We start from the raw sequence: 25,843 nt of genomic DNA, 5'->3' as shown, positions 1-25,843 counted from the left end.
CCGGCGCGACCGCGATGAGCACCAGATGATGGGCAGCTGGAAGGTGCCGGCCGAGGCCTACACCTTCATCGTCTGCGCCACGTGCGGCAACAAGCGCTGCCCGCACGCCACAGACCACCGGCACGAATGCACGAACAGCAACATGCCCGGACAGACGGGGAGCGCCTACGCATGACCTTCGCCCGCAAGCCCTACGAGCGCAAGCCGCAGCCGCTGTATGCGCCGGTCGAGCGCCGCGGCACCTATGCAAAGGTGTCTTCTGAAAAAGCACCTTCGGTCCCGAAGACCGAGATCGTCCGCAGCGAGGCCTACCGCCGGCTGGTTGCCGCTATGCCCTGCATCGCCTGCGGCTGTGGCCCGTGCCAAGCGGCCCACCCGAACACCGACAAGGGCATGGCGATGAAGACGGACGACCGCCTGTGCTTCCCGCTGTGCGGCCCGCAACCCGGCCGGCCTGGATGCCACGCACTCTTCGACCAGGGCGCCATGTTCTCGAAGGCCGCGCGCCGCGCCATCGAGCCCGCATGGGGTGCCGACACCCGCCGCCGCATCCTGGCGAACGGGCAATGGCCTCAGCGCCTCTCGCTTTTGAACACCACGCCCAAGGGCAAGGAGACGGAATGAAGCTCGAGCCATCAACAAAACTCGCCTGCAACTTCTGCGGCAAGGATTCGGACCGCGCGAAGTTCCTGATCCGCGCGGCGTTGGGCGCCTGCATTTGCGAGGAATGCGTGGTCGTCTGCGTCAAGGTGCTGGCAGACGTGAAAACGGACCTGCCCACCATCGACCCCTCCCTGATCCCTGAGAAGGAAAGCGCATGAAGACCGCAATGTTCGTGGTTGGCATCGTCCTGTTCTTCGCTTCGCTGTGGATCGGTTGCTGGGCGGTCGGCACCTACGGCTATGACCACTGGCCGAACGTCCCCACCCTAATCACGACGTTCCTGCTGTGTCTTGCAGGCTTGACGTTGGCCGTTCTGCCTTTCAACTTTGGAGACGCAGAATGAGCATCGCCGACCGCCACGCCACCGCCTGCCCGACAGGCTTGCTCGATGCATGGCGCGCGCGCAGGGCAGAGCGACAGGCAAGCCGCGCACCGCGCGCCAGCGCTGCGCCGACACGCCCGACTATGGTCGAGCCTCAGGAGCCCGAGCCGATCGACGAGATGGCCGTCGTCCTGAACGACCTGCTGAAGCGCTGGCACCGGTGGCAGGCAGGCTACAGCCCGGTGCCGGTGTGCAGCGCCGACCCCATGTTCCGCAACGTCAAGAGCGGGAAGACGTGGGACAGCACCAGCCAGGTGATCCGAGACGAGCTCAACGGCTCCACGATGGAGGCGATCGACTTTCAGGTGGGCGAACTGCCAGACGACGCTGCGACGGGTCGCGCCTATCGCAGCGCCATCTACGCCATCGCGCGCAACCTGCACGCCGGGTGCAGCGTCTGGTCGAGCCCGCGCCTGCCGCAAGACCCGATGGAGCGCGGCATCGTGTGCATGGAAGCTCGGAACATGCTGACCCGCAGGTTGATCGCCGCCGGCGTGATGTAAAAAGAATTTACGGAAATGCTTGACGCCGCCGTTTTTTCTGGAACAATCGCGCTCGGACGGCCAAGTTGCCTCCAAAATTTGCCGACCCGGCGCAAGCCGATGCAACACCTGCAGGGGAAAGCGAGCCGAAAGGCTCCGGTCGATACCAACACAGCCGCCCACCGAGGCGGCTTTTTCGTTTCTGCGGTGTAGCTCAGCCAGGTAGAGCGCCAGGTTCATACCCTGGAAGTCGTCGGATCGAAGCCGACTGCCGCATCCATGTTCGCCCGCCGAGGCCCACCGCACACAGTCTTCACGACGCGGACTGCCCTCGTGTCGGGCAACACATTTCAGTGAATGCGCAGGCTGATGCGCTGAGTGATACCGCGAAAGCGGGAAGAGGTAGTTGGGCACACCGAGCCGTGGTACACGCCGGCGCTGAGGCTGAAACGCTGGCACCCAACCCAAGCCGGAGATCAGCGCCGGCCACTGGATCAATCTAGGATGAGGCATGAAAGTCAAAGATCTCATCGAGTTACTACAGGCTCAAGACCAAGAAGCTGAGGCCGTGGTCTGCGGCATGGATGGCGCCAACTACATGCGGGCGACCGAAGTCACCCCAGTCACCGTCTGCAGGGTAAGCAGCGCATGCGGTGAATTTGAGAAGGCCGATCGCTGCGGCAAGGGGCAGTACTACGAAGCCCTGAGTGCCCCGTTTGTGGTTGTCCACATCGACTGAACCAGTTTTCTCCTCGACCGATTTTGAGTCGGTCCTTGCCCGCACATCAGCCGCCCAGGTGGCTCGGGCTTTCTTACACCACTCCGCAACGCCAGCGGACTCTAAGCGGTCGCATGGCCGCAATGGCGGGACGTGCAGACGGCAGCACCCAGCGCCCTGGTGGCGTAAGTCCGATGGGATGGCAAGACACAAGGAAGCAGCATGGCTCAAGTGACCGTCAGCATCGGCGTCAAGGTGGCGCCATGGATGGATCGCTACCTCGACATGGTGGTGCAACGGTTCGCGCGCACCGGCGTGCCGCCCCTGATGGACGTTGTTGAGCGCGTGATCGCTCGGGGCATCAGCCCCTACGTTGCCACATGAGCCTCGCCACCCTCAAGCCCAGGCTCAGCACTGCCAACCTCACCCGCGCACCCATGCTGCAGGCCAAGGCAGGCACGACAGAGATGGAGCGTGGTCGGGCATGGATGGCGAAGCGAGAGCGTGTAGCCCTGCGCTTCAACTACCTGTGTGCCCACTGCGGCCTGGTGTGGCGCAAGAGCCATGACCAGATCGACCACATCGTGCCCCGTGAGCAGGGAGGCAGCAACGACGAGTCGAACCTGCAGCCCTTGTGTGACCCATGCCACAAGGCCAAGAGCAAACAAGAGGCTTCGGCCCGTGCAGGCAGGTAGATGCGAACGATTCTCACGCCATGCACCAAGGTGGGGCGGGGTCAAATGTTACAGCCGGTCGAGTGCAGGAAACCGCGTGGTTCCGCACGCGCAACAAAACGCCCCTTTTGGGGTTAATCAAATGGAGCAGGTAGAAATCAAATGGCAGGCGTGAAGGGCAAGAGCGGCGGAGCGCGGCCAGGTGCTGGCCGGAAGGCTCAGGAGCCGACTTTCATTGCGCCCGATCCGGCTGTGGTCGAGAGCGGAGATCCGCTTGACCCGCGCCCGACGCTGGAGCTGATTGCGCTCGGCCGTCTTGAAGTGAGCGCGCTCCAGATGAAAGCGCTGCTCGCGCTGCTGCCGTACACGAACACGAAGAAGGGTGAGGGCGGCAAGAAGGACGACGCAGCGGGGCGCCAGAAGGCCGCGGCCGGAGGCCAGTTCGGTGTGCGCAAGGGGCCGCGCCTGGTCGCCTCGAGGTAATCGATGGACTGGACAACCGCCTGCCCCGATTGGGAGCGGCGGATTGTCGCGCGCGAGTCGCTGATTCCGTGCCCGCCGCTGTACCCGTCCGTTGCGATGGACGCCTGGGACGTGTGCAGCAAGTTCGAGATGGTCGACGTGACCGGGCGCCCGCTGCTGGGTGACGCGTCGCTGCCCTGGCTGCGCGACTTTGTGATGGCGGTGTTCGGCGCCGAAGACCCGGACGCCGGCCGGCGCCACATCAACGAGTTCATGCTGATGGTCAGCAAGAAGAACGCGAAGAGCACGATAGCCGCGGCCATCATGCTGACGGCGCTGATCATGAACTGGCGTGCATCGGCCGAGCTGCTGATCCTGAGCCCGACGAAGGAAATTGCGGACAACAGCTACAAGCCGATCCGGGACTTCATCCGGGCGAACGACGAGCTCGACGCGCTGCTCAAGGTGCAGGACTACTTCCGCACCATCACGCACCGCGAGACGGGCGCGACGCTCAAGGTCGTGGCCGCGGACAGCGACACCGTGTCGGGCAAGAAGGCCTCCTTCGTCTTCGTCGACGAGCTCCACGAGTTCGGCAAGCAGGCGAAGGCGTCGAACATGCTGCTGGAGGCGACGGGCGGCCTGGCATCGCGGCCCGAGGGTTTCGTGATCTACGCCACCACGCAGTCTGCAGAGCCGCCGGCAGGGGTGTTCAAGACCAAGCTGGACTACGCGCGCAAGGTGCGCGATGGCAAGGTCAAGGACCGCAAGTTCCTGCCGGTGATCTACGAATTTCCGCAGGCCATGCTGGAGAGCAAGGCCTACGAGGATCTCGAGAACGCCTACGTGACGAACCCGAACTGGGGTGCGTCGGTGGACATCGAGCGAATCACGCAGCTGCACAGCCAGGCGCGCGAGGGGGGAGAGCAGGACTTCAAGGAGTTCCTGGCCAAGCACCTGAACGTCGAAATCGGCATGAACCTGCGGTCAGACCGCTGGGCCGGCGCTGACTTCTGGGAGCAGCAGGGCACAGAAAAGGCCCTGACGCTGGACGATCTACTGGCCCGCTGCGAGGTGGTCGACATCGGTATCGACGGCGGCGGGCTGGACGACCTGCTGGGATTGGCCGTCATCGGCCGCGAAGCCGAGACGCGCAAGTGGCTGCTCTGGACGCATGCGTGGGCCCATCCATCGGTGCTCGAGCGGCGCAAGGAGATCGCACCGCGGCTGCAGGACTTCGCCAAGAACGGGCACCTGACGCTGGTGAAGAGCATCGGCGACGACGTGTACGAGGTCGCAGAGATCGCGGCCAGATGCGAGGCGTCCGGCACGCTGGACAAGATCGGGTGCGACCCCGCGGGGCTCGGCGGCATCTTGGATGCGCTGGTAGAGGCCGAAGTGCCGGAAGAGAAGGTCATCGGTATCAGCCAGGGCTGGAAGATGACTGGAGCAATCAAGACCGCCGAACGCAAGCTGGCCGAAGGCGGCCTGGTGCACGGCGGACAACCAATGATGGCCTGGTGCGTGGGCAACGCCAAGGTCGAGCCGCGGGGGAATGCAATCGTGATCACAAAGCAGGCCTCCGGCACTGGAAAGATTGACCCGCTCATGGCGACCTTCAACGCCGTGACCCTGATGTCCCTGAACCCTGAGAGTGCCGAGCACACGCAGGGCTTCGTAGACCTGAACGCATGACCCAAACACTCAACCTTTCCGCCGAGCGCCATGTTTCGCGCGTCCTGACGGACTGGGTCGCATCGCGTCCGGGTGCCGTGGAGCGCTCGGGCTTGATCCAGAACGCGACGGCCACCAGTTCGAACCGCGAGTCGATGATCGAGCTGTTCCAGCCGATCATGTCGGCGTCGGGCTATCCGGTGAACGACAAGAGCGCCATGCAGGTCAGCACGGTGTACGCCTGCACCAGCAAGCTCGGTGGTGCGATTCAGCAGCTGCCGATCAACCAGTACCGAATCAAGCCCGACGGCTCGCGTGAAGAGACGAAGCGGAACGACCTCTGGTATCTGCTGAACGAATCTCCGTCTCCCGCCTGGACCGCGGCCGCGTGGTGGGAATGGGTGACGCGCTGCGTTGCGCTGCGCGGCGATCAGCACACCGAGATCCTGCGCAACGGCTTCGGGGAGCAGAAGGGCTTCAAGGTCCACCACCCGGATTACGTCTCCGCGCGCCGCGTTGGCTTCCGCCTGGTCTACGACATTGTCGAGATGGAAACCGGGAGGGTCTACACGGTCGACCAAGACGACATGCTGCACTTCTCTGGCTTCGGTTTCGACGGCCTGAGTTCGCTCAGCATGATCCAGAACGGCGCGAAGAACGGCATTGGCAACGCGCTGGCCGCGGCGAACTACACCGGGAAGAGCATCGGCGAAGGGGCCATGCCGCAGATCTCCCTGGAATACAAGAACAAGATGAGCCCAGAGCAGTCAAAGCAGCTTCGGGAGTCCTTTGTCGCCACATACGGCGGCGTGAACGGCCGGAAATTCCCTCTCGTACTGACCGAGGGGGGCACCGCGAAGGCCCTGAGCATCAGCCCCGTGGACATGCAACTGCTGGAGTCCCGCCAGTTCGAGCGCGAGGACATCTGCCAGGCGATGGGTGTTCCTCCGGTGCTCATCGGCGACAACAGCAAGACCTCGAGTTGGGGCACTGGGATTGAACAAATCACGCTCGGTTTCGTCAAGTACACGATCAAACCGCACCTGACTCGCTGGCGACAGGAGTTGAACCGCAAGCTTTTCCGCAATGCTGGGCCGTTCCTGGATTACGACCTTGACGCGCTTCTGCTTGGCGACAGCAAGGCGCAGGCCGAGTCCGACCGCGCGGCCCTGGGCGGCCCGGGCTCGGGCAATGGCTACAAGACCGTGAACGAGGTTCGCCGGTCGCGCAACCTGCCGCCCATCGACGGCGGCGACAAGCTCTTCGTGGCGGAGGCCAAGGCTGCCGCTGCACCATCTCCCGAACCCGCACCCACCGAGGGCACCCCATGAAAATCAACAAGCTGATGCAGCTTCTGAAGGACAACGCGCGCGCCGAGGGCGATGCGCCGACGATCCGCGCCGAGGTGGCCGACGACGGCGCCCACATCTACGTCTACGACGTGATCGATAGCTACTGGGGCGCGAGCGCGGCCGCGCTGGTGTCGGCGCTGGCCGCCGCCGGTGACAAGGTGGTGCACATGCACATCAACTCGCCTGGCGGTGATGTCTTCGAGGCGCGCGCGATGGCCGCGGCGATCTCTACCCATTCAGGCAAAGTTGTCGCGCACATCGATGGTGTTGCGGCCTCGGCGGCGACGTACCTCGCGCTCGCGGCCTCCGAGGTCCGCATGACGGATGGCGGCATGTTCATGATCCACAACTCGTGGACCATGGCGATGGGCGACCGCAGCGAACTGCGCTCGACCGCGGATCTGCTCGAGAAAATCGACGGCACCATCGCCGCCAGCTACGCGGCCAAGACCGCCGCCGACCTTGCGCAGATCACCGGCTGGATGGAAGACGAAACCTGGTTCACCGCCCAGGAAGCTCTCGACGCTGGCTTCATCGACGCGATCGATCCCAACACCCAGGCCGGCAAGCAAGCCAAGTGGAACCTGTCCGCCTACGCAAACGCGCCGGCCCAGAAGGAACCCGAGCCCGACCTCGCGGTGTTGGCTGCCGCTCAACTTCAAACCAACCGCAATCGCATGCGGTTGTTCCAGATCTGACGCGCTCCCGCGTGTGAGAACCAGCCGCCTCCGGGCGGCTTTTTTGTGTCCGCCTCATTACTCGAAAGGTAAAAAATGAGCATTCAAGCCCTCCGGGAGCGCCTCGCAGCTTCCAACCGAGACGCCAACAAGCTGTTGGCCGACAAAGGCGATCAGGCCTGGTCGAAGGAAGACCAGACCGTGTTCGACACGCACGCCGACGAGATCGATCGCGTCAAGGCGCAGATCGCTGCCCACGAGCGCATGATCGAAGCCGGCCGCGACGCCAACTTCGAAGATGCTGCGCGCCAGGCCGGCAAGGGTGGCAAGGGCGAACTCAGCGTCAAGGACGCCGTCGCCATCTACCTGCGCCACGGCAACAACGTGAGCGCCGAGCAGGCCGTCGCGATCCGCAACGCCATGTCGACCACGACCCCGGCTGAAGGCGGCTACACCGTCCCCGCCGAGATCGCCGCGATGGTGGTCGATTCGCTGAAGGCATTCGGCGGCATGCGTGAAGTCTCCCAGGTCATCACGACCGCCGGCGGCAACGCGCTGAACTGGCCCACCAGCGACGGCACGTCGGAAGTCGGTGAAATCGTGGCGGAAAACGCTGCGGCCACCGGCCAGGACATCACCTTCGGCACGGTTGCGGTGAACCCGTACAAGTACAGCTCGAAGAAGATCGCCCTGCCGGTCGAGCTGATCCAGGACAGCGCGATCGACGTCGTGCAGTTCGTGGTCGACCGCCTCGCGCAGCGCCTGGGCCGCATCACCAACACGCACTACACCGTCGGCACCGGCTCGAGCCAGCCGTTCGGTGTGATGGCGCGTGCCACCACGGGCAAGACCGGCACCACCGGCCAGACCCTGACGGTGATCTACGACGACCTGATCGACCTGATCCACAGCGTGAACAGCGCCTACCGCACCCGCGGCGCGCGCTTCATGCTGCGCGACACCTCGGTGGCGGTCATCCGCAAGCTCAAGGACACGAACGGCCGTCCCATCTGGAACCCGGGCGACAACGAGAGCATCAGCGGCGGCACCCCGTCGACGATCTGCGGCTACCCGTACACGGTGAACGACGACGTGGCCGCCATGGCCGCGAACGCCAAGTCCATCGCGTTCGGCGACTTCTCGCAGTTCGTGATCCGCGACGTGGCCGGCTCGACCAGCCTGCGCCGCTTTGACGACTCGGCGTTCGCGCTGAACGGCCAGGTCGGCTTCTGCGGCTGGATGCGCACCGGCTCCAACCTGCTCGATACGGCCGCCGTCAAGGTGTACGTGAACTCGGCAACCTGATCGACGGGGCCCGGCTTCGGCTGGGCCCTTTCGTTTCTGAGAAGGAAACACCATGGCAAAGAAACAACCCGCCGTCGAAGGCCAGGTCAAGGCCCGCGTCCTGCTGGATTGCGACCTCGGCAAGGCCGACGACGTCGTCATCTTCGCGAGCGCCGAAGAAGCGGCCGCGGCCGGCGGCCAAGTCGACACCAATCCCGAGGCTGTGGCATACGCCGAGAGCCTCGCTCAACCCAGCGCCGAGTAAGCCATGGGCGTAAAGGTCATCACGCCGCCGGCGCAAGTCATCCCCACCGTGGACCTGGTCAGCCACGTCCGCGCGCCGGATGACTCGGAAGGCCCGCTGCTGGTGGCCTTCCTTGGTGCAGCGCTCGGATACGCCGAGCACTACACGGGGCGCTCAATCGGCTCGCAGACGCTGGAGCTTGCGCTTGACGATTTCCCGGCCGGAGCGATCGATCTGCCTCAGGGCCCGGTGACGGCGATCACGAGCATCAAGTACATGGACGCGGCGAGCGTTGAGCAGACGCTTGCGAGCAACCTGTATTCGCTGGACGACTACGGCCTGCAGTGCCGCGTCGTGCCAGCGCTCAACACCGAGTGGCCGGCGACCGATGGATCGGCCAACGCTCTGAAGGTGCGGTACGTCGCCGGCACGCTGCCCGCCGCCGTGCGCTCGGCTTTGCTGCTGACCGTCGGCCACCTCTACGAGAACCGCGAGAACACGGCGCCGCTGTCGCTGCAAGAGCTTCCCATGGGTGCGAAGGCGCTGCTCGACACCGTGAAGGTCTGGAGCTTCTGATGCAGGCCGGAAAGCTGCGCCACCTGATCACGCTGCAGAGCCTGGTCCCGGGGCGCGACGCCGCCGGCCAGCCGACGATGGTGTGGACCACCACGGCCACCGTGCGCGGCGACATCCAGTTCCTGAGCGGCATCGGCACGATCAAGGCCGACGCCCCTGTCTCCATTGCGCGTGCGTCGATCCGCATCCGCTACATGACCGGCGTCACCGCGGCGATGCGCGCTGTCGGCGACGGCCGGACGTTCGACATCAAGGCTGTGACGGTCGACCCCACGGGCCGCCGGTGGCTGGATCTCGTGTGCGAGCAAGGGGCCAACAATGGCTGAGAAATTCGCCGAAGCCAAGCTGAACGGCGACTTCGAGGCCGACCTGTCCAAGTTCGAGAAGGTCATCCAGGAGAAGGTGCTGTTCAGCGGCGCCGCCGAGATGGCCAGCATCCTCGCCGCGGAGGTGCGCTTGAACGCGTCGCCGCCGCGCCTCGGGCGCAAGTCCGGCCGCCTGTCGTCGGCGATCTACTGGGCCTACTCGCCCGAGCGCTCGACGGACGGCAAAAAGACCTATCGCATCAGCTGGAACACGAAGAAGGCGCCGCACGGCCACCTGGTCGAGTTCGGCACCTCGCGCGCGCCGGCGCACCCATTCGTTCGGCCGGCCTTCGGGAAGGTCAATGAGGCCATCAAGAAGGGCGTGGAACGGATGACCGAGCGCATGAAGGAAGAAACGTGACCGTCGAAGCCGACCTGCTCGCGGTGCTGGACCCGCTGGTGTCCCAGCGCGTCTACCCCGACGTCGGGCCCGACAACGTGGCGACGCCATACGTGACGTACCAGCAAGTCGGCGGCGTGCCTGCGAATTTCATGTCAGGCGTGCCCGACAAGCGCAACGGTCGATTCCAGATCAACGTTTGGTCGCGCACGCGCGTCGAGGCGATGAGCCTGATTCGCCAGATCGAAGACGCGGTGCGGCTCTCGACCGCGCTGCTCGCAACAACCGAGGGCGGCGCTGTCGCCGTCTACGAACCCGAAACGAAGCTCTACGGCGCCCGCCAGGACTTCTCTATCTGGTTCCAAGCCTAGTTTCCCACCCGCCCTTTCCGGGCAGTTCAACCAAGCCGCTTTCGAGCGGCTTTTTTCATGTCTGAAAGGTCCGTCAAATGTCAGTCTCGCTCCCCAACGGCGCCATCGTCGCCATCGCCTCGGGCTACGGCTCGGCGCTGCCCGTCACCGTTCTGACCAACGCGAGTCCGGCCGTCGCCACGTCGACCGCCCACGGCCTGGCCAACGGCGATTTCGTCGAAGTCACCAGCGGCTGGTCGCGTCTGACCAACAAGGTCGTCCGCGTGGCCGGCGTCACCGCCAACACCTTCAATCTCGAAGGCATCGACACCACGCTGACCAGCATCTACCCGGCTGGCTCCGGCCTGGGCAGCGTGCGCAAGGTCACGGGCTACACCCAGCTGTCGCAGATCCTGTCGTCGTCGTCGAACGGCGGCGAACAGCAGTTCCTGGAATACCAGTTCCTGGAGAGCGACCAGCAAAAGCGCATCCCGACGTTCAAGAGCGCTGCGGGCCTGACCTTCAGCGTGGCCGACGATCCCACGCAGCCCGGCTTCCAACTCGCTGTGGTGGCCAACGACGACCGCCTGCAGCGCGCCGTCAAGATCACACTGCCTTCGGCCTCGGTGCTCTCGTACAACGCCTTCATCAGCGTGAACAAGACCCCGTCGCTGACCGTGAACGAGCTGATGGCGTGCGAGCTGACGCTGTCGCTGCAGGCTGAACCCGTCCGGTACGTCTCGTAATGGCCAAGTTCGTACTCAAGGCGAACCCGACGTTCGCCGCCAAGGTTGCCTTTCCGGTGGCCGGCGGCGCGGCCGTCCCGGTGACGCTCACGTTCAAGCACCGCACGCGCACCGAACTCGACGAGTTCATGAAGTCGCGCGAGGGCCGCACGGACAGCGAGTCGTTTCTCGAAATGGTGGTCGGCTGGGATCTCGAAGACGCCTTCAACAAGGAGAACGTCGAGCTTCTGCTCGAGAACCACCTTGGCGTGGCGGTCGCGACCTGGAAGTCGTACCTCGAAGAGCTGGTGCAGCACCGCACAAAAAACTAGAGGCGGTCGCGCGCGCCTTCTATGCGCCCGTGCAGCGCCCGCCCTCGGCAAGCGAGGCGGCGCTGTGGGGGTTGACCGTGGAAGAGGCGAGCGACCGCTCATCTCCCGGAAATCTCGTCGACGTCTGGCCGGAGAACTGGCAGACGTTGCAGGTCTTCACCGCGATGGGCACCCAGTGGCGCACCGGCTTCAGCGGCGCCATCGGACTCGACTATTCAGCACTCCCCGAGGTGTGGCGACGCACCAAGACGCCGCCGGCTGAGCGCGACGAAGTTTTCCAGTGCCTGAGGGTGATGGAAAGCGCTGCGCTTGAGCACATGGACCGGATGCGGAAAGAGAAAGAGAAGAAGTAATGTCTGAAGTCATCGGGAAAGGCGTCATCGAAGTCTCGGCCGACGCCACCAAGCTCAAGGCCGGGGTCGATGACGCCAAGCGCTCCATCAAGAGCCTGGGCAAGGACATCGGGGATTCCGTGTCTGCGGGCTCTGCGCGCGCGTCGCGCTCGATCGACAACTACGTCAAGAAGCTGCAGACCGCCGCCGCAACGAACGGCATGTCGACCCGTGAGTCGGAGCTCTACACCCTCTCGCTCAAGGGCGCGTCGAAGGCGCAGCTTGAGGCCGCCGACTCGGCGCTGAAGATGTCGGAGGGCTACCAGCGCGGACTCGATGTGAGCAGCCGGATGCGCGCGGGCTTTATCGCCCTGGCCGCCGCCGCCAGCGCCGCCGCCGCGGCCACCTACGCCGGCACCATCGCCCTCATCGCGCAGGTCGGCAACTACCAGGACCTGGCCGAGAAGATCGGCGACACCGCGGTCAACGTCTCGTCGCTCAAAACGGCGTCTGACGTGTCGGGCACCTCCATTGACACGATCGCGACGGCCTCCGTGAAGCTCACGGCGGCGCTGTCCAAGACCGACGACGAGTCGAAGTTGGTAGGCGGAGCGATCAAGGCGCTGGGCCTGAATTTCGAACAGTTCAAGAAGCAGTCGCCTGTCGAACAACTGCAGACTGTTGCTCGAGCCTTTGGGGAGTTTGCCGACGGCTCCGAGAAGACCGCTACAGCCGTCGCGCTGTTTGGGAAGAGCGGTGCAGAGTTGCTGGGCTTTCTCAAGGAGTATTCCGAGGAGGGCCTGAAGGCTGCATACATCACGGACGAACAGGCCAAGGCCGCCGATGACTTCGCAGACGCACAAGCCCGCTTGAAGTCTGAGATTGAGCAGTTTTTGCAAGTGACGGCTGTCAATGCCATCTCAATCCTTACTGAAATTGGCGACCTTTTTCGATCCATCGGAGAGAGCCAGCGCGATGCCGGAAGTGCCACCAGCATCATCCAAGGCGCTATCAATGGCCTGCTCGTCGTTTTCCAGTCCCTGGTTGTGATCGGCAGCGATGTTGTTTTTGTCTTCAAGGGGGTGGGGACGGAAATAGGGGTCATCGCAGCTCAATTGGCCGCACTACTGCGCCTCGACTTCGCTGGATTCTCTGCAATCAGCGATGCGGTCAAGAGGGATGCGGCGCAAGCGCGTAGCGAACTCGACAAATTTCAAGCGCGAGTGATGAATTTGGGGGAGAAGAATGCGGAGGAGCCAGGGTGGCTCAACAGCATCACTTCGGCGGCGGGCGTCAACTACTACAACGAGTCGCAGAACGTCTTCAAGCAGACGGAGGAGGCCGTCGGGAATGCGTTCAAGGGCATGGAGGATGCGCTCGTCGAGTTCGTGAAGACCGGCAAGCTCGATTTCAAGAGCCTGGTCGATTCGATCATCTCCGACATCGCGCGCATCGTCATCAAGCAGCAGATCACGGGGCCACTCGCCGGCCTGCTGGGCGGCCTGTTTGGCGGTGGCGGCGGGGTTTCCAGGGACACGGAAGGTTTCGAGCGCCTGATCGGCTCTGTGATGGGAGGCCGAGCGATCGGTGGCCCAGTGTCGGCCGGCGGCCTGTACCAGATCAACGAAAAGGGCTCCCCCGAAGTCCTGAACGCTGGCGGCAAGAGCTATCTGATGATGGGCAACCAGTCGGGCGCCGTGAGCCCTGGCGGCGGCGGGCAGCCTGTGCAGGTCATCCAGAACTTCACCGTGGGCGATGTCGCGAGCATGGCCCAGGTCAAGCAGGCGGTAGCCGGGTCCGAGCGCCGCCTGGTCGCGGGCTTGGGTCGAAGCCGTGCCTACGGGGGCGCCGCAGCATGAGCGCGATTGCAATTCCGCCTTGGTTCGGCCTGGACGGCTTCGCCATGTGGCTGGTCACGACGCAGCGCTTGTTCGCCTCGCCCTTCGGCGGTAGCGAGCAAGTGATCGATCTTCTGAATGACCGCTGGATGGCCTCGCTGTCTGTGCCGCCTCGCATCTTTTCCGAGGCCGCCAGCCTGGAGGCGTTCGTCGGGTCGTTCCGGGGTGCAACGAACACGATTGCGCTGTACCACTTTCTTCGCCCGCAGCCGCGCGGCACGATGCGTGGCTCGCCGACTGCTCGCGTTGCCACTGCCGGCGCCGGCTCGCTGACCATCGACACCACTGCGGGAGCGACGCTGCTCGCGGGCGACATGATTGGCGTGTCCGGCCTGCTGCTTCAGGTGGCCGCCGACGCTGTCGCTGATGGCTCTGGGGTGATGCCAGTGTCGATCGTGAACCGGCTTCGTACCGCCGTCACGGCTGGCACTGCTGTTGTCTGGGACAAGCCGACTGCGCCGTTTCGTCTGGCCTCGCGCCCCTTCGTGCAGTTCGTCCCCGGCTATGCGCAGGGCGTGGACTTCGACTTCGTCGAGGCCATCGTATGAGGTCGCTGTCGGCCCCTGCGGTCGCCGCGCTGGGCGGCTCGGTCCTTGCCATCGTGCAGCTCGTCTACATGCAGTTCCCGGGCTTGCCTGTGGCGCTCAACTCTTCGAACCGCGACATCGTGTTCGACGGCGTGACGTACCGCGGCGCCTACGGCCTCGGCGCGGTCGCTGCGGTCGATGACTCTCCCGGCGAGGTGAAGGGCCTGCAGTTCACGATGGCCGGCGTGGCATCGGAATACCTGTCGCTCGCACTCGACGATGCAGCGATCGTTCAGGGCACGCTCGTCACCATCCGCACGGCGATCCTGAACTCTGACATGGTGGTCGTGGATGCGCCGGTCGACTGGCTCGGTCGACTCGACACCATGAGCATTGAAGAGGATGGTGACACCTGCACCATCTCGGTGACGGCGGAGTCGACGGCTGTTGATCTGCTGGGCGGGGCCGCGCTGACGTACAGCGACGCCGACCAGCGTTCTCTGCATCCCAGCGATCGCGCCTTCGAGTTCGTCGTTCCCCAATCCGAGAAGCCTGTCGTGTGGCCGGCCAAGCAGTGGCTTGTCGCCCTGGGAGGTCGCTGATGCGCCGCTACGACTGGCAGATCCAGTTCGCCGAGTTCGTCCGCGCGCGGCTGAGCATGCCTTTCGCATGGGGCTCGAACGACTGCTGCACTTTCGCCGCAAGCGCGATTGAGGCGATCACCGGCATCAACCCGATGGCCGATGTGACGCCGTACGACAGCGAGCTGGCGGCTGCGCGCCTGATCCTGAGGGCGGGCGACCTGCAGACCCTCGCAAGCCAGTTCCTGGGCGCCCCTTTGCCGCCGCTGATGGCTGCCGTCGGTGACGTGGTGCTGGTCATCAATGAGGAGCGCGAACTCCTCGCAGTCTGCAACGGGGGCACCGCCTTGGCGCCTGGCGCCCTGGGAATCGAGATCATGAGCATGGAATCTGCCGTCGTGGCCTGGAGGGTCTGATGCCACAGGCAATTGCTGCAGGAATTATTTCGGCTGCCGGCGCGACCGGCGCCGCGGCCACTGCGATCACGGTGGCGACCTACGCCATCACCGCGGCGGTGTCGATCGGCATTTCCAGCGCGCAGAAGAAGAAGGCCGAGCGTTCGGCCCGCGCGCAGTTCGAGAGTTCGCAGACGGATCGAATGGCCAACGTGCCGACGACCGTGGGCCCGCGCGAGTTGGTGCTGGGCCGCGTGCGCAAGGGCGGCAACGTGTTCTTCCGTGCGAGCTGGGGGCAGGGCAGCCCCGTGTTCGTCATGTGCATTGCCTTGGCCGCGCATGAAATCGGAGGGGTTGAGCGCGTCTACTTCAACGACATCCCCGTCGACATCGATGGCGGCGGCAATGTGACGACGGCGCCATGGGGGCGAAACAACACACGCACCGAGCGCGAGACGAGTGCCGATCCGGTGCGCACGCTCGTCGCGCCACCGATTGCTGGATCGCTGCAGGTGATGGAGGCGGCGCAGTTCGGATCGTCGGACTACTTCTATCCCAATGGTGCAAACAGTCTTCCGTACACGCTGGATGGGCTGACCCTCACGATTGAGGATTACGACCCCACCAAGTTCTACACCGTCGCTTACCAGTGGACGCAGTTCGTTTCGACTGCGCGCGTGTACCCGCACCACGGCACGGATTCGCAGGCTGCCGATTCGCACCTTCTGGCGTACTTCCCCGGCATGTGGACCCCGGAGCATCGCGCGGCCGGCGTCTCGTATCTGGTGTGCGAGTTCGTCTACGAGGAATCGTCTTTCCCCAGCGGTCTGCCGAATGTGACGGCCCAGGTCGCCGGGGCGATGATCTACGACCCCCGCAACGGCGTCACGAATTTCACCGAGAACCCGGCTCTGCACATGCGGCACATCCTGCTGCATCCGCAATTCGGCAAGCGCACGAGCCTGACCGCGGCGGAAGAGGCGCGAATCGTTGCCGCCGCGAATGTCTGCGACCAGGTCGTGACCTACCCGGGCGACTCTGCGGCCGTGCCGACCTACCGCTCGGGCATGGTTGTGCCGTTCGGCACGCCGGCCCGAGATGTGCTCGATGACCTCACGCAGGCGATGGGGGGCATGTGGGCCTACGCCGCCGGCGAAATCTTCGTGCGGCCAGGCATCTGGAATGCTCCCGTGATGACCCTCACGGAGGCCGACCTTGCCGTGGAGGCGCGCGATTCGTCAGGCTCGGTGAGCCAGTCGCCCATCGGCATCAGCGTTCACAAGGCGCGGGCCGAAAAGGTGAACGTCGTCGTTCCTCGAATCTGGGACCGGGCCCAGGGCGGCATCGAAGCAGCTATCACGCCAATGAAGGCGCCGGAACTGATCGCCAAGGATGGGGCCGAGTTGGTGCAGGAAGTCACCATGCCGGCGGTGTTCTACAGCTACCAGGCGCTGCACATCGCTGCCATGCTGATCCGAGACGCGCGCGACCCGCTCACGGTGACGCTCCCATTCAAGATGCGGGCCTACCCGCTGCAGCTATTCGATTCGGTCTGGTTGACCTTGCCGCGGTATGGCTGGGCGTCGAAGGAGTTCGTGATTCTGGGCCGCAGCTTCGCCGCTGACGGCTCCATCCAGTTGACGATGAAGGAAACCGCCGCGGCGATCTTTCAGCGCGACTCGAGCTTCCCGGCCCAGGGCTTTGCCGACAACACCATGCTGCCGCGCCCGTGGGACATCCACCCGCCGCAGATCACCTCGATCAAGAGCGGTGAGGCCGAGTTGATCGTGCAGACCGACGGCACCGTGGTGAACAGCGTGCGCGTGACCTGGTCGCCCGTGACGGACGCCAGCATCGTGCAGGGCGGGACGATCGAGGTCCAGTTCCAGGTGCTGCCCAATGGCGAATGGCGCAGTGTGTCGGTGCCGGGCAACGCTATCGAAGCTCGCCTGACCGGTGTCGATGATCTGGCGGTGATCCTGATTCGCGCCCGCACACGCAACTCGTTGGCCGTCAGCGACTGGGGCGCGCAACAGACGCACCAGGTGATCGGCAAAACGGAGCCGCCGCCGAACATCGAAAACCTCTCGGTCTCGGGCAGTGTGTTGTCGTGGAGCATGCCCCGCCGCGTGCCCGATCTGTCCGGCTTCGTCTTCCGATTCCACTACGGGAACAACCTTGACTGGGGCAGCGCCGTCCCATTGCACACGGGCGTGCTCACCGAGAGCCCATACGACCTGGTCACGCGCCCTGGCGGCCTGGTCACGATCATGGGTAAGGCGATCGACACGAGCGGCAACATGTCGCTGGCCTCGGCGAACATCATCATGAACCTGGGCGATCCGCCGATCGCCAACGTTGTCGAAGAGTTCGACTTCCGTCTGATGGGGTGGCCGACGGCGCTGCTCTACCTGGCCGAAGACGACTACCTGCTGACCGATGGGTATGGCAACTACCTCACCGACGAGGATGGCAACTACCTGACCACCGGGTTCGGCCCCATCGTGCAGACCGCCAATCAGGGATGGACGGAGATCGACGGCGTGCTGCAGGCCGACGCGCTGGACTCCTTCTATGGAGACGACGACCAGAGCTTCTATGGCGAGGACTTCGCCTCTTTCTACGAAGAGGGCGCCTACGGGCAGATGGTCTATGTCACCGACGAGTTCGCGGTCAGCGCCGCCCTCGCCGGGTCGATCATGACGCTGCAGCATGTGGCCGAAGGGACGGACCTGCGCATCGAGTATCGATTCCCGGGTCCTGGGTCTTTCTACGGCAGCGACAACCAGAGCTTCTACGGCGCTGACACCGATCCGTTCTACGGGCCGCCCGGCCCGTGGCAGCCGTGGCCGGGCCAGATCGTGGCGCAGAACGACGCCTATCAGTTCAGGGTCATGATCGGCGGCGGGACGACGCGCGGCATTCTGCGCGAGCTCATCGCGATCATCGACGCGCCAGACATTGAAGAAGAGATCGCCGACCTGGTTATTGGTGCCGGCGGAACGTTCATCCCCTACGTCAAGAACTTCACGAACATCAAAACCATCCAGATCACGCTGCAGGCGAACGGCAGCGCCGCGGTCACGGCCGAATCGACGAAGACGCCCAACCTATCGCCCAAGGTCACTGCCTACGACGCCGCGCACGTCTCCGTTGCCGGGGCGTCAGTCGACATCACGCTCAAGGGCTACTAGCCCGCTCTAGCTCACCCCACAAACCCGCTTCGGCGGGTTTTTTCATTTCCGAAAGGCTCGTCATGCCCGCACCTCCCGCAAAGGCAGAGATCTCTGCAACCTACCCGAACCCGTCGAACTCGACCGCTCGCATCGGCTTCGGAAAGCTCTGGGAGACGCTCTTCGGTACGGGCGGCCTGCTCGGCAGCACCGGCGAGAAGGCCGACGCGCGCGCAGCTCTTGGCCTGGGCACTGGCGTCGTACTACTTCGCACGACCGTCTACACGCGGGCCGGCGGCGTTCAGCAGGTGAGCATCGACGGCGGCGCGCCCACCGCGACCGGGGCGGACACCTTCACGAAGCAGGCGATCACCGCATTCGCGGACATCGAGGTCGAGGGGGCTGGCGGCGGGAGTGGCGGCAATCCGACCACCACGGGATCGCAGCAGGCGTTCAGCTCTGGCGGCGGTGGCGGGGCTTACGGCATCGGGCGCTTCACCACGGGGCTAGAGGGCGTCGCCATCACTGTTGGCCAGGCCGGTCTGGCAGGCGCGGCAGGCGCGGCGGGCGGCACTGGAGGCGCATCGAGCGCTGGAGCACTGATCTCCGCTCCCGGCGGCCTTGGCAGCGCGGCTGGCATCGCCGGTGGCGGCGTTGGGAGCACCGGAGGAACGGCTGGCGGCGCACTGCCGACGGGCGCGAACATTCTTGCTCGTGCAGGTGGCGCGTCGCTTCAGGTGCTCGGGGCTGGACTTGGCTTCGTCAGTTCGCTGGCCGGCGGCGCGAGCGGCAGCGGGGCGCCCAACAGCTACGGCGCGGGCGCACCCGGCAAATACAACGGCGTCAGCACTGCATCGCCGCAAGCTGGCATTGCTGCGCCCTACGACGGCCGCGTGACCATCAAGGAGTACGCGTAATGGTCGACACCGTACCAGTCCCATCGATCGAGGTCGTAGCCCCCGATCCCACGGCGAGCGTTCTGGGGGTTGTCGCGGGGGGGGTGGTTAAGAAGTTGGAGGCTGGCCCTTCGTTCGGGCAGCTTGCCTCGGAAGATGGCGCCGGCTATGTCGTCATGGCCGACGGCCGCACTGTCGAGGAGCGCATTGCAGCGATCCCTGCAGAGGTGGATGCGGCTGGGACGGCGGAATCCAAGGTCGTGACGCACAACGCCGATGGTGCGGCGCACCCGGCGCTGTCCGCATTCATCACTTCGGAGGCAGATCGTGCAGAGGGTGCGGCAGAAGCTGCGCTCATCCAGGCGGGCGTCTATGTCGACGAGCCCACCGGGCGCGCAGCCGTGGCAGACGGGCAGTATTTCAAGGTTCAGGGGGCAACCAGCATCACCGGCGCCATCGCGGGAACGGTGCTCACGGTATCAGCGCTTGCTTCTGGATTCCTGGCGGTCGGGCAGGTGCTGTCTGGCACTGGCGTTTCTGTTGGCACGACGATCGTCAGCCTGGGCACGGGAACAGGCGGGACGGGAACGTACAACGTGACCCCGGCGCAGACGGCGGCTTCCACCACGATCACCGCAAGTGGGGTCGCGGCATTCGAACGCCGCCGCGTCAACAGCGGAGCCTCGACGCTCGTTGCGACCTACCCCAGCTCGGCGGCTGTGGCGCAGGCTCAGACAGACGCGACAGACGCGAAGTCCCAATTCAATTACCCGGCGCCCGTGAACCTCTACAACCCGGCCCTCGCGCAGGATGGCGTTGTCTACGACTTCGCGACCGGCGTGGTGTCGGCGTTGGCTACCAGTGCCATCTCCGGAAAAACGCCTGTTCAGGAAGGTCTGACCTACACGTATTGGATGCCGGCCAGCAAGAAGGGGTTGATTCCAAACGTCTACGCTTTCTCCGGCGCAGCGGGTGGCACCTACCTCGGCATGGCGGCGGCGCAGGGCGCCGCACCGGTGGTCCCTGGCATGAATCTGGTCCTCGGCCCGATGGCCAGCGGTGGCGGGCGCTACTGCGTGACGTTCCTTGTCCCTGTTGGCTCTGGGATTACACACGTTGCCACGGACCTGATCTGGAATTTTGCTACTCACGACACGACCTATTTCAACGGCGTGCGCAACGCCACGATGTTGAACGTGGGAACGATCCCTCTGCCGTTCGAGCCCTACGGCGCCACGGTGGCGACGGTCAAAGAAGACCGTCTGCCGGAAGCCTACCTGTCGAGCGATGTGGGGCTGCCTACGGCCAGCGCCTTCGACGTGGTCACGCAACGCAACCTCTACGACAAGAGCCGCTTGCCGGCGAGCGGTGGCCCCGTAGATGGTCAGGTCTACCTCTACGGGAACGGCAATCTTGCCGCGATCTCCACTGGGATGGCGCTGGGGAAACTTGCGGTGGAGCCCGGTCAAACCTACGTGGCATGGATGGGGAATTCGTACGGCTTCAACGCTGCGTTGCCGATCTTCTGCTGGGATGCTGACGGCTTCTTTCTGGGCATCGACCACACCATCGGCGGCACTGCTGGCATGGCCAACCCGCCCACCGGCATCGTCTGGGTTGGCACCACGCAGGTGACGTTCACGATCCCGGCGAACTCGGCGATTCGCTACGTCGGGTTCAACGGTGCCGATGGCGCTCACTCGACCGCCACCTATCAGGCGGTGATCGATTCGCTGCAGATGGAAAAGAGCGCGCGTACCCAATACCAACCGTTCCGCGCCGTGCCGGTGGCGACCCTGAAGCGCACAGCGCTGCCATCCTTCGGTCCGTTGAGCGTGACTCGGCGCGGCGGCGACCTGTACATCCGTGGCTCATTCGACGCCACGCGCGACATCGTGCAGAAGGTGTCGCTGTCCAGTTCCAACAACGGCACGGTCAACGTGCAAGGCGCGCGCACCGCACTGAAAGCGGTGCTCGATTCCTACACGGCGTGGGAAGGCGGCACGCTGCTCAGCACACAGGGGGATTCGACGGCGCCCCTCAGGTACAACAGCACCTACATTGGAGGGAACCATGGCGCGCAGATCGTGCGCGAAATCACCGCCACTGCTCATGGAAAGACCGTGGTCGATGTCGGTTCTGAGTGGGTCGATGCTGGCCCGCGCAAGTGGTATCTGATGAAGGTCGTAGATGCGAACACGCTGTGGTTCGTGTCAGAGAACCTAACGCCGGGCTCTACCTGGTCTTTCGCGCAGGCGTTCAACGGCACGACGCTGACTCACAGCGCAGGCGCCACGCACACGGGTGCCATCACCATCGTCTCGCACGTATCGACGCAACTTTTTCCGTGCCTGCAGGGCGAGACGGTGAGCATCCTTCTCGATTCGATCACCCCGGTCACGGAGGACGGCACCTACTACTGCACCACGCTCGACATCGTGGACGCCTACAACATCGCCAATCCTGTTGCGGTCGTGAGCTATGTGCGCTCGCTGGTTGGGGGCGTGACGCAGCCGGCATTCAACGATCCTTCGATCAATTCAGACGTGCGGCGCACACTGACCTACCGCTACGCCGAGAACGGCTCGTGCGCCATCATGGACAGCATCCTGACGCTGAACAACTTGACGTTCAGCCCAGCGACGGCCGACTACTTCGGCGCGACGCAGATGGAGGCACTGACCTTCACCGGCAAGCAGCTGATGCAGTACATCCCGAGGGTGCTGCCGATCTCCGGCTACGACTTCAAGGCGCAGGCGGACATCAGCGGCGTGATCCCTGAATTGCATCTGACCTCGGCGTACTGGACCGATGCCAACAACCCGCCGGACCGCCTGGCTCAGATCGTGAAGACTGCCGGCGTGGCCGAATTCGGCTCCATGGTGGGGTACTCGCCCGTGCGCTCGGTGGGGACGCCTGCGGTGCGCAAGACGCTGGTGAACGAGGCGTGCTTCGTGTCGGTGGCGCGCAAGCAGTACCCGCGGGCCGTGGACATCGGTCCGTTGCCCGCGGGCTCGTACTACGAGATCGTGGCCTTCCGCACTTACTGGGCTGCATCCGCCAACCCCCAGGCCACTACCTGTGCGTGGTTCCGCGACGGCCGCAACGTGATCGTCATCGCGGACTTCCACCAGAACGTCAGCCTTTCGCCGATCTTGCTTCCGCAGAGCCTGGTTGGTATGGATGTGTCCGTCGTGGATAAAACCGCCTCGGCAACCGTGCATGGAAATGGCGTGGTGACGCCTGGCGGCATTTTGGTGTCGGTCACTGGTGGCTACGGCTACGTGGTCCTGAAGCTGTCCTGATGCAGCAGGCCTTCAACCCAACCCGCTACGGCGGGTTTTCTTTTGCCTGAAAGGACGGCATGCCAAATCTATCTGACATCGACGTGGTCGCCGCCAAGCTGGCCGGCGTGGCTGGCGCGCTCGTCTCGATGCGCTTCCTTCAAGGCACCTGGCCACAGCGCATCAGCACCGCGGTATGTGGTGCGCTGATCAGCTTCTATGCCGCACCCTTCGTCGCCGCTCGCGTCGGCATCCCTGAAGGCCTGAGCGGGTTCCTGATGGGCCTGTTCGGGATGGCCATCGCCTCGCGGCTTTGGGAATGGGTTCAGACCACACCTCTCGCGGGCGTGTGGCAGATCGCTCTTGACTGGCTCAGAAAACTGGCCGGCCTTGAAAAGAAGGCGGGGGAATGATCATGGAAAGCATCTTCATCACGGTGCACGCGGCCGTCTCGGTCGTTTGCTGGTTCATCACGGCGGCGGGCGCGACGGTCGCTGTCTTTTCCAAGCGCATCAATGACACAGTGACCGAGCGCATCGGCTTGGCGGCAATCGCCATCGGCGCCGTCGGGACGGGCTGCCGGATCGTGAGTGCGGGCTGGGTATCCAACGGCGGCCTGTTCATCTCGATGGCCTTGGCCTTCTACGTGTGCGCGGTCTTCTGGAAGCACTGGAAGAACATTTCCGGCTCCAACGCCGACAAGAAAGGCGGATGACCATGAACGCCAGTCAATTCAAAACCTCGGCCGACGGCCAGGCTGTGATGCACTACTTCGAACAGTGCCGCCTCGAGGCCTACCCGGACCCCGCTACGGGCGGCAAGCCGTGGACGATCGGGTGGGGCGACACCGGGCCCGACGTGGTGCCGGGGCTCGTGATCACGCAGCAGCAGGCCGACGAGCGCTTCGCGAAGCGGTTGCATCGTGAATTCGAACCCGGCGTGCTCGACTTGCTGCAGCGCGAGCCGAGCCAGGCGCAGTTCGACGCCTTCGTCTCGCTCGCCTACAACATCGGGCTCGCCAACTTTCGGAGCTCGACGGCGCTGCGCAAGTTCAACCAGGGCGACGACAGCGGCGCGGCCGACGCAATCCTGATGTGGAACAAAGCGGCGGGCAAGGTGATGCTCGGTCTGAAGCGCCGCCGCGCGGCCGAGCGCGGGCGGTACTTGGGCGCCAGCGGGAAGCAGGCCATCGCCATCGGCGCCGCGGTGTCGTCATGACCAGCGTCTGCTGCATGTGCGGCTCCGCCGGCCATGACTCGGGGCAATGCAAGTGGAGGCTGGCCCGATGACCAAGCTATTCGATCTGGTGCCGTCGTGGCTCTACGCCGCCGCCATCGCGCTGCTGCTGTTCTTCATGCTCGGCCAGCGCGTACAGGTCAGCAATGCCAAGGCCGCGCAGGCCCGCTCGGCGCTGGCGCTGGCCGACTACAAGCTCTCGGTCTCCGAGACCACCCGCATCCTGCAGGCCGCCAACGACCGCAAGGCGGAAGACAACCACGCTCGACAACTGGAGGCCATCAATGCCGCACGCACCCGTGAAACCCTGGCAACTCGCGCTGCTGACGATCTGCGCCTTGAGCGCGACAAGCTGTTCGACGCCGTCCGTATCGCCACCCGTCGCGATCGCTTGCCCAGCGCCGCCACCACCGCCGAAGCTCAGCCGGCCGATCCCCTCGCAGACGTATTCGGCCAGTGCACGGCAGAAGTTTCGGAGCTGGTCCGAGCAGCTGACGACCACGCCTCCGACGTCCAAGCCCTGATCGATAGCTGGCCGCGCTGATCCATCGCACTCCGCGCGATCCCCCGCTCTGGCTTCGGCCGGGGCGGGGGATTTTGTCGTTTGGGGCTACTCGCCGCCCTTGCGCTCGACAGGCACCACAAGCCAGACCTGCCGGTGCTCCCAAACCCGTAGCTTGCCCTCGACCATCTCGGAGTGCAGCTCCGTGCCAGACAGCAAGAACCCCGGTCCCTTGTGCGCCATGATGACCGGATCGGAGATTCGCCCGCGGCTGGCCATCTGGGCCGTGCCGTAGCTGACGTACAGGTTGGCCTCGATCAGGTTGCGGGCCGAGTTGTTCTTGTCGCGGTCGGACTCCATGATGGTGACGGTCACGCGCATGGGCGGATCGCGCTCGCCGGCCTTCAAGCGCAGGCCTTGGCGCATGAGCGGGGTGACTTCGGCGAAGAACACGGCGACCGATTAGCTGCGCAATGCGTCCGAATTGGCTTCCGACTGGCGGCTGTCGCTGTAAGTCGTTGATTTCTTTTCTATTAATTCGATCTTGTAGCCGTCGGGGTCCGTCACGAAGGCGATCACCGTCGTGCCGCCTTTGACCGGGCCGGCCTCACGCGTCACGTTGCCGCCGGCGGCCTTGATCTTGTCGCAGGCCGCGTAGGCGTCGGGCACGCCGAGCGCGATGTGGCCATAGGCGGTGCCGAGCTCGTAGCGCTCGGTGCCCCAGTTGTAGGTGAGTTCGATCTCGGCCTGGTCGGGGTTGCCGTTGCCGTAGCCGACGAAGGCGAGGCTGTACTTGTACTCGGGGTTTTCCGACGTGCGCAGCAGCGTCATGCCGAGCACCTGCGTGTAGAAGTCGATGGAGCGCTGGAGATTGCCAACGCGCAGCATGGTGTGGAGAAGTCGCATCTCGTGGGTCGTGTCGTTATGGGGGGAAGGGGGCTATTGTCGCCCTCTGCTTCTTGCGATCAAGCCGCCAGCGTCAGCAGGTGCGCTTGGTACTTTTTCAGAAAATCCATCAGATGCTGCGGGTACTCGGGCACCACCGCCGCGCGCACGCTGGGGCGCGCCGCCAGCGCATGGCGCCAGGCATTCACCTTGGGCAGCGCGTCGAACAGGTGCGAGTCGCTGATCGCGTCGAACACCTCGAAGTAGCGGAACACCGGCGCGAACACCGCATCGACGAGGCTGAAGGCTTCGCCCGCGAAGTAGGGGCCTTGCCCCAGCGCGGCCTCGACGCGTTCGAACTTGGCGGCCAGCGCCTCGCGCTTCTGCGCGAACACGGCGGCGTCCTGCGTGGTCTCGTAGCCCCACAGGTCGGCGAGGATGGCCGAGCCGAACTCCATCCATGCGCGATGCTGCGCACGTGCGAGCGGGTCTTCGGGGTGCAGGCGGGCGCCGGGTTGCGTCTCCTCGAGGTACTCGCAGATCACGTTGCTCTCGAACAGCACGGCCTCGGTGCCGTCGGGGCGCTGCACCTTCAGCAGCGGCACCTTGCCCAGCGGCGAGATGTCGAGAAACCACTGGGGCTTGTTCGCGAGATCGATCACGACGCGCTCGAAGGGCACGTTCTTCTCGTGCAGCGCGATCGCGGCGCGTTGCACGTAGGGGCACAGCAGGTGGCTGACGAGGGTGAGGGCCTGGGTCATGGGGCGTTCCGCTTTCGAAGAGTTGGGGTCAGGATCGCCGCGATTCTTGCGGGCCTGAACAACCTTTTCTGGA

The 25,843-nt window shown here is 64.7% G+C and carries 35 protein-coding genes and 1 tRNA gene; 33 read left to right on the top strand and 3 right to left on the bottom strand.

Annotated elements, in window-relative coordinates; all coding sequences use genetic code 11:
• The first annotated feature begins 25 nt into the window (after positions 1-25).
• The 33 genes from AC1RL8_RS13015 (at position 26) to AC1RL8_RS12855 (ending at position 24,166) form a co-directional block, all read left to right on the top strand.
• Entirely contained in the window at positions 26-175 is a 150-nt protein-coding gene (locus tag AC1RL8_RS13015) for a hypothetical protein (RefSeq protein ID WP_493196522.1), read from the top strand.
• On the top strand, positions 172-624 hold the full coding sequence (locus AC1RL8_RS13010; protein WP_493196521.1) for a hypothetical protein: 453 nt from the start codon (positions 172-174) through the stop codon (positions 622-624). The genes AC1RL8_RS13015 and AC1RL8_RS13010 overlap by 4 nt, the downstream gene beginning before the upstream one ends.
• Complete coding sequence (locus AC1RL8_RS13005) at positions 621-821, top strand: ClpX C4-type zinc finger protein (RefSeq protein WP_493196520.1); 201 nt, start codon at positions 621-623, stop codon at positions 819-821. The genes AC1RL8_RS13010 and AC1RL8_RS13005 overlap by 4 nt, the downstream gene beginning before the upstream one ends.
• Complete coding sequence (locus AC1RL8_RS13000) at positions 818-1,006, top strand: hypothetical protein (protein WP_493196519.1); 189 nt, start codon at positions 818-820, stop codon at positions 1,004-1,006. Before AC1RL8_RS13005 ends, AC1RL8_RS13000 begins: the two co-directional genes overlap by 4 nt.
• Positions 1,003-1,548: a hypothetical protein gene (locus AC1RL8_RS12995; RefSeq protein ID WP_493196518.1), complete on the top strand. Its 546-nt coding sequence runs from the start codon at positions 1,003-1,005 to the stop codon at positions 1,546-1,548. The genes AC1RL8_RS13000 and AC1RL8_RS12995 overlap by 4 nt, the downstream gene beginning before the upstream one ends.
• Before the next feature lie 182 nt (positions 1,549-1,730).
• A tRNA-Met gene (locus AC1RL8_RS12990) sits at positions 1,731-1,807 on the top strand.
• A 231-nt stretch (positions 1,808-2,038) separates the two neighbouring features.
• Positions 2,039-2,266 (top strand): hypothetical protein, encoded by a 228-nt coding sequence (locus AC1RL8_RS12985; RefSeq protein WP_493196517.1) that lies wholly within the window; start codon positions 2,039-2,041, stop codon positions 2,264-2,266.
• Between the two features lie 201 nt (positions 2,267-2,467).
• The gene (locus AC1RL8_RS12980; protein WP_493196516.1) at positions 2,468-2,629 is read left to right on the top strand and encodes a hypothetical protein; all 162 of its coding nucleotides are present in this window, start codon (positions 2,468-2,470) and stop codon (positions 2,627-2,629) included.
• Positions 2,626-2,940, top strand: coding sequence for an HNH endonuclease (locus tag AC1RL8_RS12975; RefSeq protein WP_493196515.1), 315 nt, complete (start codon positions 2,626-2,628; stop codon positions 2,938-2,940). The genes AC1RL8_RS12980 and AC1RL8_RS12975 overlap by 4 nt, the downstream gene beginning before the upstream one ends.
• A gap of 141 nt (positions 2,941-3,081) precedes the next feature.
• Positions 3,082-3,402, top strand: a complete 321-nt coding sequence (locus AC1RL8_RS12970) for a hypothetical protein (RefSeq protein WP_493196514.1) — start codon at positions 3,082-3,084, stop codon at positions 3,400-3,402.
• Between the two features lie 3 nt (positions 3,403-3,405).
• Complete coding sequence (locus AC1RL8_RS12965) at positions 3,406-5,076, top strand: terminase large subunit (protein ID WP_493196513.1); 1,671 nt, start codon at positions 3,406-3,408, stop codon at positions 5,074-5,076.
• Positions 5,073-6,386 carry a phage portal protein gene (locus tag AC1RL8_RS12960; protein ID WP_493196512.1) on the top strand — a complete coding sequence of 438 codons (1,314 nt, stop codon included), beginning with the start codon at positions 5,073-5,075 and terminating at the stop codon, positions 6,384-6,386. The genes AC1RL8_RS12965 and AC1RL8_RS12960 overlap by 4 nt, the downstream gene beginning before the upstream one ends.
• The gene (locus tag AC1RL8_RS12955) at positions 6,383-7,105 is read left to right on the top strand and encodes a head maturation protease, ClpP-related (RefSeq protein ID WP_493196511.1); all 723 of its coding nucleotides are present in this window, start codon (positions 6,383-6,385) and stop codon (positions 7,103-7,105) included. Before AC1RL8_RS12960 ends, AC1RL8_RS12955 begins: the two co-directional genes overlap by 4 nt.
• Positions 7,106-7,180: 75 nt before the next feature.
• Positions 7,181-8,389 (top strand): phage major capsid protein, encoded by a 1,209-nt coding sequence (locus tag AC1RL8_RS12950; RefSeq protein ID WP_493196510.1) that lies wholly within the window; start codon positions 7,181-7,183, stop codon positions 8,387-8,389.
• Positions 8,390-8,441: 52 nt separating this feature from the next.
• Entirely contained in the window at positions 8,442-8,633 is a 192-nt protein-coding gene (locus tag AC1RL8_RS12945; protein WP_493196509.1) for a hypothetical protein, read from the top strand.
• Positions 8,634-8,636: 3 nt separating this feature from the next.
• Positions 8,637-9,188, top strand: a complete 552-nt coding sequence (locus tag AC1RL8_RS12940) for a head-tail connector protein (protein ID WP_493196508.1) — start codon at positions 8,637-8,639, stop codon at positions 9,186-9,188.
• Positions 9,188-9,514, top strand: a complete 327-nt coding sequence (locus AC1RL8_RS12935; protein WP_493196507.1) for a phage head closure protein — start codon at positions 9,188-9,190, stop codon at positions 9,512-9,514. The genes AC1RL8_RS12940 and AC1RL8_RS12935 overlap by 1 nt, the downstream gene beginning before the upstream one ends.
• The gene (locus AC1RL8_RS12930; RefSeq protein ID WP_493196506.1) at positions 9,507-9,914 is read left to right on the top strand and encodes an HK97-gp10 family putative phage morphogenesis protein; all 408 of its coding nucleotides are present in this window, start codon (positions 9,507-9,509) and stop codon (positions 9,912-9,914) included. The genes AC1RL8_RS12935 and AC1RL8_RS12930 overlap by 8 nt, the downstream gene beginning before the upstream one ends.
• The gene (locus AC1RL8_RS12925) at positions 9,911-10,264 is read left to right on the top strand and encodes a DUF3168 domain-containing protein (protein WP_493196505.1); all 354 of its coding nucleotides are present in this window, start codon (positions 9,911-9,913) and stop codon (positions 10,262-10,264) included. Before AC1RL8_RS12930 ends, AC1RL8_RS12925 begins: the two co-directional genes overlap by 4 nt.
• Before the next feature lie 77 nt (positions 10,265-10,341).
• A complete protein-coding gene (locus tag AC1RL8_RS12920) occupies positions 10,342-10,989 on the top strand; it encodes a phage tail protein (protein WP_493196504.1) in 648 nt (215 codons plus the stop codon).
• A complete protein-coding gene (locus tag AC1RL8_RS12915) occupies positions 10,989-11,300 on the top strand; it encodes a phage tail assembly chaperone (RefSeq protein WP_493196503.1) in 312 nt (103 codons plus the stop codon). Before AC1RL8_RS12920 ends, AC1RL8_RS12915 begins: the two co-directional genes overlap by 1 nt.
• Before the next feature lie 29 nt (positions 11,301-11,329).
• Positions 11,330-11,653: a DUF1799 domain-containing protein gene (locus tag AC1RL8_RS12910; RefSeq protein WP_493196502.1), complete on the top strand. Its 324-nt coding sequence runs from the start codon at positions 11,330-11,332 to the stop codon at positions 11,651-11,653.
• On the top strand, positions 11,653-13,491 hold the full coding sequence (locus AC1RL8_RS12905; RefSeq protein ID WP_493196501.1) for a phage tail tape measure C-terminal domain-containing protein: 1,839 nt from the start codon (positions 11,653-11,655) through the stop codon (positions 13,489-13,491). The genes AC1RL8_RS12910 and AC1RL8_RS12905 overlap by 1 nt, the downstream gene beginning before the upstream one ends.
• A complete protein-coding gene (locus AC1RL8_RS12900; protein WP_493196500.1) occupies positions 13,488-14,078 on the top strand; it encodes a hypothetical protein in 591 nt (196 codons plus the stop codon). The genes AC1RL8_RS12905 and AC1RL8_RS12900 overlap by 4 nt, the downstream gene beginning before the upstream one ends.
• On the top strand, positions 14,075-14,659 hold the full coding sequence (locus AC1RL8_RS12895; protein WP_493196499.1) for a hypothetical protein: 585 nt from the start codon (positions 14,075-14,077) through the stop codon (positions 14,657-14,659). Before AC1RL8_RS12900 ends, AC1RL8_RS12895 begins: the two co-directional genes overlap by 4 nt.
• Positions 14,659-15,054 (top strand): DUF6950 family protein, encoded by a 396-nt coding sequence (locus AC1RL8_RS12890; RefSeq protein ID WP_493196498.1) that lies wholly within the window; start codon positions 14,659-14,661, stop codon positions 15,052-15,054. The genes AC1RL8_RS12895 and AC1RL8_RS12890 overlap by 1 nt, the downstream gene beginning before the upstream one ends.
• On the top strand, positions 15,054-18,227 hold the full coding sequence (locus tag AC1RL8_RS12885; RefSeq protein WP_493196497.1) for a phage tail protein: 3,174 nt from the start codon (positions 15,054-15,056) through the stop codon (positions 18,225-18,227). The genes AC1RL8_RS12890 and AC1RL8_RS12885 overlap by 1 nt, the downstream gene beginning before the upstream one ends.
• Before the next feature lie 62 nt (positions 18,228-18,289).
• Positions 18,290-19,123, top strand: coding sequence for a hypothetical protein (locus tag AC1RL8_RS12880; RefSeq protein ID WP_493196496.1), 834 nt, complete (start codon positions 18,290-18,292; stop codon positions 19,121-19,123).
• On the top strand, positions 19,123-22,407 hold the full coding sequence (locus AC1RL8_RS12875) for a hypothetical protein (protein ID WP_493196495.1): 3,285 nt from the start codon (positions 19,123-19,125) through the stop codon (positions 22,405-22,407). The genes AC1RL8_RS12880 and AC1RL8_RS12875 overlap by 1 nt, the downstream gene beginning before the upstream one ends.
• A gap of 59 nt (positions 22,408-22,466) precedes the next feature.
• Positions 22,467-22,799, top strand: a complete 333-nt coding sequence (locus AC1RL8_RS12870; RefSeq protein WP_493196494.1) for a hypothetical protein — start codon at positions 22,467-22,469, stop codon at positions 22,797-22,799.
• Positions 22,800-22,801: 2 nt separating this feature from the next.
• The gene (locus tag AC1RL8_RS12865) at positions 22,802-23,101 is read left to right on the top strand and encodes a hypothetical protein (protein ID WP_493196493.1); all 300 of its coding nucleotides are present in this window, start codon (positions 22,802-22,804) and stop codon (positions 23,099-23,101) included.
• A complete protein-coding gene (locus tag AC1RL8_RS12860; protein WP_493196492.1) occupies positions 23,098-23,604 on the top strand; it encodes a lysozyme in 507 nt (168 codons plus the stop codon). The genes AC1RL8_RS12865 and AC1RL8_RS12860 overlap by 4 nt, the downstream gene beginning before the upstream one ends.
• 67 nt (positions 23,605-23,671) lie before the next feature.
• Complete coding sequence (locus tag AC1RL8_RS12855) at positions 23,672-24,166, top strand: hypothetical protein (RefSeq protein WP_493196491.1); 495 nt, start codon at positions 23,672-23,674, stop codon at positions 24,164-24,166.
• Between the two features lie 66 nt (positions 24,167-24,232).
• Here AC1RL8_RS12855 and AC1RL8_RS12850 read toward each other — a convergent pair whose 3' ends face one another.
• Genes AC1RL8_RS12850 through AC1RL8_RS12840 form a run of 3 tightly spaced genes read right to left on the bottom strand, consistent with a single transcriptional unit; the run spans position 24,233 to position 25,770 of the window.
• Positions 24,233-24,577, bottom strand: a complete 345-nt coding sequence (locus AC1RL8_RS12850; RefSeq protein ID WP_493196490.1) for a hypothetical protein — start codon at positions 24,575-24,577, stop codon at positions 24,233-24,235.
• A gap of 9 nt (positions 24,578-24,586) precedes the next feature.
• Entirely contained in the window at positions 24,587-25,030 is a 444-nt protein-coding gene (gloA, locus tag AC1RL8_RS12845; protein ID WP_493196489.1) for a lactoylglutathione lyase, read from the bottom strand.
• Between the two features lie 59 nt (positions 25,031-25,089).
• Positions 25,090-25,770 (bottom strand): glutathione S-transferase family protein, encoded by a 681-nt coding sequence (locus AC1RL8_RS12840; RefSeq protein WP_492684469.1) that lies wholly within the window; start codon positions 25,768-25,770, stop codon positions 25,090-25,092.
• Positions 25,771-25,843: the final 73 nt, after the last annotated feature.

The organism is Variovorax sp. GW822-FHT04E09, from assembly GCF_058800845.1.
This window is presented reverse-complemented; position numbering and strand designations above follow the sequence as displayed.

What these genes read in the sequence shown, in the direction of transcription:
- AC1RL8_RS13015 (WP_493196522.1), top strand. Translation starts at nt 26, where the DNA reads ATGATGGGCAGCTGGAAGGTGCCGGCCGAGGCCTACACCTTCATCGTC.
- AC1RL8_RS13010 (WP_493196521.1), top strand. Translation starts at nt 172, where the DNA reads ATGACCTTCGCCCGCAAGCCCTACGAGCGCAAGCCGCAGCCGCTGTAT.
- AC1RL8_RS13005 (WP_493196520.1), top strand. Translation starts at nt 621, where the DNA reads ATGAAGCTCGAGCCATCAACAAAACTCGCCTGCAACTTCTGCGGCAAG.
- AC1RL8_RS13000 (WP_493196519.1), top strand. Translation starts at nt 818, where the DNA reads ATGAAGACCGCAATGTTCGTGGTTGGCATCGTCCTGTTCTTCGCTTCG.
- AC1RL8_RS12995 (WP_493196518.1), top strand. Translation starts at nt 1,003, where the DNA reads ATGAGCATCGCCGACCGCCACGCCACCGCCTGCCCGACAGGCTTGCTC.
- AC1RL8_RS12985 (WP_493196517.1), top strand. Translation starts at nt 2,039, where the DNA reads ATGAAAGTCAAAGATCTCATCGAGTTACTACAGGCTCAAGACCAAGAA.
- AC1RL8_RS12980 (WP_493196516.1), top strand. Translation starts at nt 2,468, where the DNA reads ATGGCTCAAGTGACCGTCAGCATCGGCGTCAAGGTGGCGCCATGGATG.
- AC1RL8_RS12975 (WP_493196515.1), top strand. Translation starts at nt 2,626, where the DNA reads ATGAGCCTCGCCACCCTCAAGCCCAGGCTCAGCACTGCCAACCTCACC.
- AC1RL8_RS12970 (WP_493196514.1), top strand. Translation starts at nt 3,082, where the DNA reads ATGGCAGGCGTGAAGGGCAAGAGCGGCGGAGCGCGGCCAGGTGCTGGC.
- AC1RL8_RS12965 (WP_493196513.1), top strand. Translation starts at nt 3,406, where the DNA reads ATGGACTGGACAACCGCCTGCCCCGATTGGGAGCGGCGGATTGTCGCG.
- AC1RL8_RS12960 (WP_493196512.1), top strand. Translation starts at nt 5,073, where the DNA reads ATGACCCAAACACTCAACCTTTCCGCCGAGCGCCATGTTTCGCGCGTC.
- AC1RL8_RS12955 (WP_493196511.1), top strand. Translation starts at nt 6,383, where the DNA reads ATGAAAATCAACAAGCTGATGCAGCTTCTGAAGGACAACGCGCGCGCC.
- AC1RL8_RS12950 (WP_493196510.1), top strand. Translation starts at nt 7,181, where the DNA reads ATGAGCATTCAAGCCCTCCGGGAGCGCCTCGCAGCTTCCAACCGAGAC.
- AC1RL8_RS12945 (WP_493196509.1), top strand. Translation starts at nt 8,442, where the DNA reads ATGGCAAAGAAACAACCCGCCGTCGAAGGCCAGGTCAAGGCCCGCGTC.
- AC1RL8_RS12940 (WP_493196508.1), top strand. Translation starts at nt 8,637, where the DNA reads ATGGGCGTAAAGGTCATCACGCCGCCGGCGCAAGTCATCCCCACCGTG.
- AC1RL8_RS12935 (WP_493196507.1), top strand. Translation starts at nt 9,188, where the DNA reads ATGCAGGCCGGAAAGCTGCGCCACCTGATCACGCTGCAGAGCCTGGTC.
- AC1RL8_RS12930 (WP_493196506.1), top strand. Translation starts at nt 9,507, where the DNA reads ATGGCTGAGAAATTCGCCGAAGCCAAGCTGAACGGCGACTTCGAGGCC.
- AC1RL8_RS12920 (WP_493196504.1), top strand. Translation starts at nt 10,342, where the DNA reads ATGTCAGTCTCGCTCCCCAACGGCGCCATCGTCGCCATCGCCTCGGGC.
- AC1RL8_RS12915 (WP_493196503.1), top strand. Translation starts at nt 10,989, where the DNA reads ATGGCCAAGTTCGTACTCAAGGCGAACCCGACGTTCGCCGCCAAGGTT.
- AC1RL8_RS12905 (WP_493196501.1), top strand. Translation starts at nt 11,653, where the DNA reads ATGTCTGAAGTCATCGGGAAAGGCGTCATCGAAGTCTCGGCCGACGCC.
- AC1RL8_RS12900 (WP_493196500.1), top strand. Translation starts at nt 13,488, where the DNA reads ATGAGCGCGATTGCAATTCCGCCTTGGTTCGGCCTGGACGGCTTCGCC.
- AC1RL8_RS12895 (WP_493196499.1), top strand. Translation starts at nt 14,075, where the DNA reads ATGAGGTCGCTGTCGGCCCCTGCGGTCGCCGCGCTGGGCGGCTCGGTC.
- AC1RL8_RS12890 (WP_493196498.1), top strand. Translation starts at nt 14,659, where the DNA reads ATGCGCCGCTACGACTGGCAGATCCAGTTCGCCGAGTTCGTCCGCGCG.
- AC1RL8_RS12885 (WP_493196497.1), top strand. Translation starts at nt 15,054, where the DNA reads ATGCCACAGGCAATTGCTGCAGGAATTATTTCGGCTGCCGGCGCGACC.
- AC1RL8_RS12880 (WP_493196496.1), top strand. Translation starts at nt 18,290, where the DNA reads ATGCCCGCACCTCCCGCAAAGGCAGAGATCTCTGCAACCTACCCGAAC.
- AC1RL8_RS12875 (WP_493196495.1), top strand. Translation starts at nt 19,123, where the DNA reads ATGGTCGACACCGTACCAGTCCCATCGATCGAGGTCGTAGCCCCCGAT.
- AC1RL8_RS12870 (WP_493196494.1), top strand. Translation starts at nt 22,467, where the DNA reads ATGCCAAATCTATCTGACATCGACGTGGTCGCCGCCAAGCTGGCCGGC.
- AC1RL8_RS12865 (WP_493196493.1), top strand. Translation starts at nt 22,802, where the DNA reads ATGGAAAGCATCTTCATCACGGTGCACGCGGCCGTCTCGGTCGTTTGC.
- AC1RL8_RS12860 (WP_493196492.1), top strand. Translation starts at nt 23,098, where the DNA reads ATGACCATGAACGCCAGTCAATTCAAAACCTCGGCCGACGGCCAGGCT.
- AC1RL8_RS12855 (WP_493196491.1), top strand. Translation starts at nt 23,672, where the DNA reads ATGACCAAGCTATTCGATCTGGTGCCGTCGTGGCTCTACGCCGCCGCC.
- gloA (WP_493196489.1), bottom strand. Translation starts at nt 25,030, where the DNA reads ATGCGACTTCTCCACACCATGCTGCGCGTTGGCAATCTCCAGCGCTCC.
- AC1RL8_RS12840 (WP_492684469.1), bottom strand. Translation starts at nt 25,770, where the DNA reads ATGACCCAGGCCCTCACCCTCGTCAGCCACCTGCTGTGCCCCTACGTG.